At 60.0% G+C, this 507-nt stretch carries 1 protein-coding gene; it reads right to left on the bottom strand.

Going from position 1 to position 507, the window contains the following annotated elements; translation table 11 throughout:
• Window positions 1-406 (bottom strand): hypothetical protein (locus QMC81_11935; GenBank protein MDI6908179.1); only part of this gene is annotated, 406 nt, incomplete at its 3' end.
• Window positions 407-507 lie beyond the last annotated feature (101 nt).

Here is a 507-nt window from a genome sequence, read left to right as displayed (position 1 = left end):
CCTTCGGGGAACTGGGGTCGTAGACGCCGTCGTGGTAGACCTGGTGTTCGCTCCTGGTCCGGTATTGATAGCCGCGCTGGACGGCGATGGTCTTGGTCGTGTCCACATAGTCAGTGTTGTAGCCTGCGTCGGACACGGAGCCGACGTTGACCCAGCTCGACCCGGTCCATTTCTGGAGCGTAATCTTTACCGTGATCTTGTCCACGGCCTGGACCGCTTCACTGTATCCGAAGACGGCCACGGTGCCGTTCCCCTGGTCACGGGGGTAGCTGATCCACGTTGCCAGATACAGGGTGGTCTGGGGTCGGATGTCCCCATCGGCCCCGGAAGACTGGGCCGGTGCCGCGCCCGCCGGCCCGACGAAGCAGGCCGCTGCTAAAACAAGGACCAGGGGGATTCTGAGCATCCAGGTTATGTAGGACACCTCCGTTTTGTTTTCCTACATGACGCTAAATGAGGCCGCAAGGATGCATCGATTTTATAGCGGCCCCATGGAATTGCTCACTT

This window comes from Thermoanaerobacterales bacterium (assembly GCA_030019475.1).
Lineage (GTDB): Bacteria > Bacillota > Desulfotomaculia > Desulfotomaculales > JASEER01 > JASEER01.
The sequence above is the reverse complement of the archived record's forward strand: the minus strand, read 5'-3'. Positions and strand labels throughout refer to the sequence as shown.